Origin of the sequence: Pseudomonas sp. NDM (assembly GCF_003105095.1) — a bacterium.
GTDB classification, from domain to species: Bacteria; Pseudomonadota; Gammaproteobacteria; order Pseudomonadales; family Pseudomonadaceae; genus Aquipseudomonas; species Aquipseudomonas moraviensis_A.
The window spans coordinates 1-6,191 of sequence record NZ_QETJ01000226.1 but is presented as its reverse complement, the minus strand read 5'-3'; the positions used below and the strand labels follow the sequence as shown (position 1 = coordinate 6,191).

Genomic DNA, 6,191 nt, shown 5'->3' with positions numbered 1-6,191 from the left:
GCCGAAGGCTGCGATCTTTTGATTTTTCTTAGAATCAAGATCAAAAGATCGCAGCCTTCGGCAGCTCCTACATCAATCATCATCGACGTCGATGTTCACCATCACGGCAATGAAGTTCTCATAAAAAATTCCGGGCGTAACATCGGCTCCATACCAACCAACAACACCCCGGAGCACACCATCATGAAACGCCAGACTCTTCTCAGCATCGCTTTCTCGGTTTTCGCAGTTAACGCTTTTGCCGCCACCCCGGCGCACACCATGATCGCCGAAGGCGGCTCGGACAAACTGATCGAAAGCCGTCTGGCCGAAGGCGGTTCGGATCGTCTGATCGAACGCCGTGTTGCTGAAGGTGGCGCTGATCGCCTGATCGAACGCCGCGTTGCTGAAGGTGGTGCTGATCGTCTGATCGAACGCCGCGTTGCCGAAGGCGGTTCGGATCGTCTGATCGAACGTCGTGTTGCTGAAGGTGGTGCTGATCGTCTGATCGAACGCCGCGTTGCCGAAGGTGGTGCTGATCGTCTGATCGAACGCCGCGTTGCCGAAGGTGGTGCTGATCGTCTGATCGAACGCCGTGTTGCCTGATGCATGACTGCAAGCGCAACACCGCAGAGAAACCCGGCTCCCGCAGCCGGGTTTTTTATGTCTGCCTGTTTTATCCGGCCTTGGCCATGCAGCGTTTGTAGCGCTCGTCCACGCGTTTGGCGAACCAGGCTGTGGTGAGTTTGCGGGTGATCTTCGGGCTCTGCAGCACGATCCCCGGCAATAGCGCACGCGGTAATGCCTTGCCTTCGGCTCGCTCCGCCAGTTCGAACACGCGCTGATAGAGTTTGGTCTCTTCGAATTCCAGGGTTTTGCCCTTCTCCAGTTGATCGCGAATCCTCGGGTTGCGCATGCCCAGCGACTTGCCAAGGGTGCGTACCGCCAGTTCGGTGCTGCCGGGCATGATCGAATCGTAGCGGATCAGGTCGCCGTCCAGGGTCAGCGGAATGCCGGACGCGCGACTGACCGCGTTCTGAAACGCAGCATTGCGGCTGGCGTACCAGCCGGCGTTGAAATCGGCGAAACGATACAGCGGCTCGCGATAATTCACCGGATAGCCGAGCAAATGGGCGATGCCGAAATACATGCCGCCGCGCCGGCTGAACACTTCACGGCGAATCGTGCCGTCCACCGGATACGGGTAATCCTTGGCGTGCTCTTCAGCGAATTCGATGCTGACCTGCATCGGCCCGCCGGTGTGCACCGGGTTGAAGCCGCCGAACAGGGTGCGCCCCATCGGAACCATGCCGATGAAGTCATCGAAAATCGCGCTCAGCTCCTTTTCACTGCGCGCTGCATTCAGGCGTTCGCTGTAGGTCTTGCCGTTGGGCGAGCGCACTTGCAGAGCGCCGCTGACCAACAAGCTGGGGATGTGCACCTTGGCGGCGCGGCGATCGATCTCGTCGCGGGCAATCTTGCCCAGACCGGGCACCGTCGGGTCGGCCTGGAAAGTGGATTCCTGTTCCGCCACGGCCAGTACCGAACAGAGATTTTGCGTGGTGGTATTGATGCCCTGCGCGGCGAACGCGGCGTAGATGTCCGTGGCCCAGCCTTGGCGATCAGCGGTTTTCGCCGGCAGCAAGCGGACGATTTCCGCTTTCACTTCGGCCGGCGGGCGCGGTGCCGGCTCGTTGCTGCGCTGGCTGGCGCAACCGGCGAGCAGCAGCAAGGCGCTGAGTGTGGCGAGTAATCTTGAGGGGTGCATCGTTGCTCCTTCCAGTCCGGTGTGCCGCGTTCCCCCTGCAAGCCCACAAATCCTCTGGCGAGGGAGCTTGCTCCCCGCTGGGCTGCGGAGCGGCCCCGAATCCTGCCATCCGCGTCAACCAGAAACAACCGGGAGTCCAGGATTGCGACGGCTGCGCCGCCGAGCGGGAGCAAGCTCCCTCGCCACAATGTGCAGCTCTTACGGGGCTGATGACAAACTGATTGCAAAACGTTACTGCGAAACCCTATCATTTGCGCCTGGAGTCGCATTAGCGCAAGGAGTTCCGCGCCGCCCTTATTTTATTCATTGGCCGCTCGCCTCCAGGTATCCGACATGCCCGCTTCAGCTCGACTCGGCGCTCCGTTCCGCCCGACTTTGCTTGCCCTGCTATGTTCCCTGACCGTTACCGCCCACGCCGCTGAAGACAACAGCAAAGAGCTCGTGCTCGACGACGTCAACATCAACGCCCAGGCCCCAACCCCCAACGCCCTGCCCCCGGTCTACGCTGGCGGTCAGGTTGCACGCGGCGGCCAATTGGGCGTGCTGGGCAATCAGGACATGATGGACGTGCCATTCAGCGCGGCGTCCTACACCGAGCAACTGATCCAGGACCAGCAGGCGGAAAACGTTGCCGATGTGCTGCTCAACGATTCCTCGGTGCGCCAGGCCTCGGGCTTCTCCAACCAGGCGCAGGTCTTCATGATTCGCGGCCTGCCACTCAATGGCGATGATATTTCCTATAACGGCCTGTACGGCGTCTTGCCCCGGCAGATCATTTCCACCGATGCACTGGAACGCGTGGAAGTGTTCAAAGGCCCCAATGCCTTCATCAACGGCGTGACCCCGACCGGTTCCGGCATCGGCGGCGGCGTCAACCTGCAACCAAAACGCGCCGGCGATGTGCCGCTGCGCCGTTACACTACCGACATCAACAGCGAAGGGCGCATCGGTCATCACTTCGATATCGGCCAGCGTTTCGGGGAAGACAATCGCTTCGGCGCGCGGGTCAACCTGTCGCAGCGCGAAGGCGACACCGGCATCGATCACGAGAACCAGCGCTCGAAACTGTTCGCCATCGGTCTGGATTATCGCGGCGATGCGCTGCGGCTTTCCGGCGATTTTGCCTATCAGAAAGAACGCGTCAACGGTGGTCGCAGCTCGGTCAACCTCGGTACCGCCACGCACCTGCCGGACGCGCCATCGGCCGATACCAACTACGCGCCGAAGTGGGGCTACACCGATATCGAAGACACCTTCGGCATGCTCCGCGCCGAGTACGACCTCAACGACAACTGGAACGCCTACGCCGCCGGTGGCGCCAAGCACACCCGTGAAGTCGGCCGCTACAACTCGACCACCCTGGTCGGCAACAGCGGCGCCTCGTTCACCACCGGCTCGTTCGTGCCCCATGACGAGGACAACACCAGCGTCATGGCCGGCCTCAACGGCAAATTCAACACCGGCCCGGTCAGCCACAAGCTGAATTTCGGCCTGACCGGGATCTGGGCTGAGCAGCGCAGTGCCTATGACTTCGACCTGACGCGCTACTCGAACAACATCTATCACCCGATCACTCCGCCGGCACCGGTCGGCAACTTCGCTGGCGGCGATCTCAACGATCCCGGCATCGTCGGCAAGACCTTCAACCGCAGCGTGGCGATCTCCGACACCCTCGGTTTCTTCGACGATCGCCTGCTGGTCACCGCAGGCCTGCGTCGCCAGCAACTGGTGGTGCAGGGTTACAGCTACGCCAGCTACGGCAGCGGCCCGCGCTCGTCGAGCTACGACGAATCGATCACCACGCCGGTGTACGGCATCGTGTTCAAGCCGTGGGAGCATGTGTCGATCTACGCCAACCACATCGAGGGCCTGGCGCAGGGTCCGACCTCGCCGACCAGCTCCGGCGGTTTCCGCGTGACCAACGGCAACGAAGTCTACGCACCGAAACGCTCCAAGCAGACCGAGCTGGGCGTGAAAGTCGACATGGGTACATACGGCGCAAGTCTGGGTGTTTACCGCATCGAACAGCCAAGCGATGGCTACTGCGAAATCAACGGTCCGACCACTTGCACCTACGTCCGTGAAGGCGAACAGATCAACAAAGGCGTGGAAATGAACGTGTTCGGCGAGCCGATCGATGGCCTGCGCCTGATCAGCGGCCTGACCCTGATGGACACCGAACTGAAAAACACCCTCAACGGTGCCAACGACGGCAACCACGCCATCGGCGTGCCGACCTTCCAGTTCAACGCTGGCGTGGATTGGGACGTGCCGGGTCTGCAAGGCGTCGCGCTGAATGCGCGGATGCTGCGCACCGGCGGGCAATACGCCGATGCAGCGAACAACCTCAGCTTGCCAACGTGGAACCGCTTCGACGCAGGTGCGCGCTATGCGTTCAAGGTGTCGGAGAAAGACGTGACGCTGCGTTTCGGCGTTGAGAACGTGGCAAACAAGAAGTACTGGGAATCGGCTCAGGGCGGGTACCTGACCCAGGGTGAACCGCGGGTGGCGAAGCTGTCCGGGACGATTGATTTCTAAGCGCCAAAAAAGATCAAAAGCCCCTCACCCTAACCCTCTCCCAGAGGGAGAGGGCAGTGACCGAGATGTTCTCTCGAACTACGCCGACCTGAAATATCCAGTCGAACTCAGGACTTGAAAAGCCCCCGATCGGCTCCCTCTCCCTCGGGAGAGGGCTGGGGTGAGGGGTTGCAGCCGTGCAGCCCATTCCCAGGTATGCACAAAACAGCCGCCCTGTCCCGTCCGGCCGACCACACTGGCCACCCTCTCCCGCTGATCCATACTTGCTGCACAGCCACAGGAGGACAGCCCCATGAACCGCAGCGACGTGCTGATCATCGGCGCCGGCCCGACCGGTCTGGTCCTGGCGCTGTGGTTGAGCAGACTCGGCGTGCGCGTGCGCATCATCGACAAGACTACAGCGCCCGGCACTACTTCCCGCGCCTTGGCCGTGCAAGCGAGAACCCTCGAGCTGTATCGCCAACTCGACCTGGCCGACACCATCGTGCGTCGTGGCCATCAGGTCGCCGCGGCGAACTTCTGGGTCAACGGCAAACCGGTCGCGCAGTTGCCACTCAAGCGCATCGGCGAAGGCCTCACTCCCTACGCCTTCGTCGAAATTTTCCCGCAGGACGAGCACGAACGGCTGCTGCTCGAGCGCCTTGAAGATTACGGCGTCAGCGTCGAGCGCAATACCGCGCTGGACAGCTTCGAGGACACCGGCGACACCATCACCGCGCATCTGCGCCTGCCCGATGGCCAGCAGGAAGTCTGTCAGGCCTGCTATCTGGCCGGTTGCGACGGCGCCCGTTCGGTGGTGCGCAAAACCCTCGACACCGACTTCCCCGGCGGCACCTATCAGCAGATTTTCTACGTCGCCGATGTCACGGCCAGCGGCCCGGCGCTCAATGGCGAGCTGCATCTGGATCTCGACGAAGCGGACTTTCTCGCGGTGTTCCCACTGGCCGGCGAAGGCCGCGCGCGGCTGATCGGCACGGTACGTGACGAACGCGCCGAGCGTGCCGAAACCCTGCAATTTTCCGACGTCAGCAGCCGCGCCATCGAGCATCTGAAAGTGCATATCGAAGACGTGCACTGGTTCTCCACCTACCGCGTGCATCACCGGGTGGCCGAACACTTCCGTGAAGGCCGGGCATTTCTGCTCGGCGATGCCGCCCACGTACACAGCCCCGCTGGCGGCCAAGGCATGAACACCGGCATCGGCGATGCGATCAATCTGGCCTGGAAGCTCGCCGCCGTACTCAGCGGTGGTGCCGAACCGCAACTGCTCGACACCTACGAAACCGAGCGCATCGCCTTCGCCCGCCGACTGGTCTCGACGACCGACAAGGTCTTCAGTTTCGTCACCGCCGAGGGGCGCATGGCCGACCTGCTACGCATGCGTGTGGCGCCGTTTCTGCTTCCGAAAATGGCCGCGTTCGAAGCAAGCCGCGAGTTCCTCTTTCGCACCGTCTCGCAAGTCACCCTCAACTATCGCGGCATGCCGCTGAGTCAGGGCGAAGCCGGCCATGTGCACGGCGGCGACCGCTTGCCGTGGGCGCATGATGGCGAAGGAGATAATTTCGGGCCGCTCCGACAACCGTGCTGGCAGGTGCATGTCTACGGCGACACCAGCGACGAGATGATCGCCTGGTGCGCCGAACATCACTTGCCGCTGCACGTCTTCGACTGGCGCCCGGCGTTTGAAACAGCCGGATTGGGCCGCAACGGCTTTTACCTGCTGCGCCCGGATACCTATGTGGCGATTGCGGATAACAGTGCCGATCCAAAAGTGATCGAACGCTACTTCCGCGATCACGGCATCCGCCCGTTCTTCAACTGACACACCACAACTCCCTGTAGGAGTGAGCCTGCTCGCGATAGCGTTGTGTCAGTCGAGAAAATTCATGTCTGACACACCGCTATC

The 6,191-nt window shown here is 61.8% G+C and carries 4 protein-coding genes; 3 read left to right on the top strand and 1 reads right to left on the bottom strand.

Annotated elements, in window-relative coordinates:
• Positions 1–183 precede the first annotated feature (183 nt).
• Complete coding sequence (locus tag DCO47_RS25165) at positions 184–585, top strand: hypothetical protein (RefSeq protein ID WP_116659165.1); 402 nt, start codon at positions 184–186, stop codon at positions 583–585.
• Between the two features lie 70 nt (positions 586–655).
• On the opposite strand, the gene DCO47_RS25160 is transcribed toward DCO47_RS25165, so the two are convergent.
• Positions 656–1,747, bottom strand: coding sequence for a DUF1615 domain-containing protein (locus tag DCO47_RS25160; protein ID WP_116659164.1), 1,092 nt, complete (start codon positions 1,745–1,747; stop codon positions 656–658).
• A gap of 333 nt (positions 1,748–2,080) precedes the next feature.
• On the opposite strand from DCO47_RS25160, the gene DCO47_RS25155 reads away from it, so the two are divergent.
• Together DCO47_RS25155 and DCO47_RS25150 are read left to right on the top strand one after the other, a co-directional pair.
• Positions 2,081–4,285 carry a TonB-dependent siderophore receptor gene (locus DCO47_RS25155; protein WP_116659163.1) on the top strand — a complete coding sequence of 735 codons (2,205 nt, stop codon included), beginning with the start codon at positions 2,081–2,083 and terminating at the stop codon, positions 4,283–4,285.
• Between the two features lie 292 nt (positions 4,286–4,577).
• Entirely contained in the window at positions 4,578–6,107 is a 1,530-nt protein-coding gene (locus DCO47_RS25150; protein WP_116659162.1) for an FAD-dependent oxidoreductase, read from the top strand.
• Positions 6,108–6,191 lie beyond the last annotated feature (84 nt).

Bases quoted from the DNA above. Each gene is read 5' to 3' on its own strand.
- DCO47_RS25165 (WP_116659165.1), top strand. From the start codon at position 184: ATGAAACGCCAGACTCTTCTCAGCATCGCTTTCTCGGTTTTCGCAGTT.
- DCO47_RS25160 (WP_116659164.1), bottom strand. From the start codon at position 1,747: ATGCACCCCTCAAGATTACTCGCCACACTCAGCGCCTTGCTGCTGCTC.
- DCO47_RS25155 (WP_116659163.1), top strand. From the start codon at position 2,081: ATGCCCGCTTCAGCTCGACTCGGCGCTCCGTTCCGCCCGACTTTGCTT.
- DCO47_RS25150 (WP_116659162.1), top strand. From the start codon at position 4,578: ATGAACCGCAGCGACGTGCTGATCATCGGCGCCGGCCCGACCGGTCTG.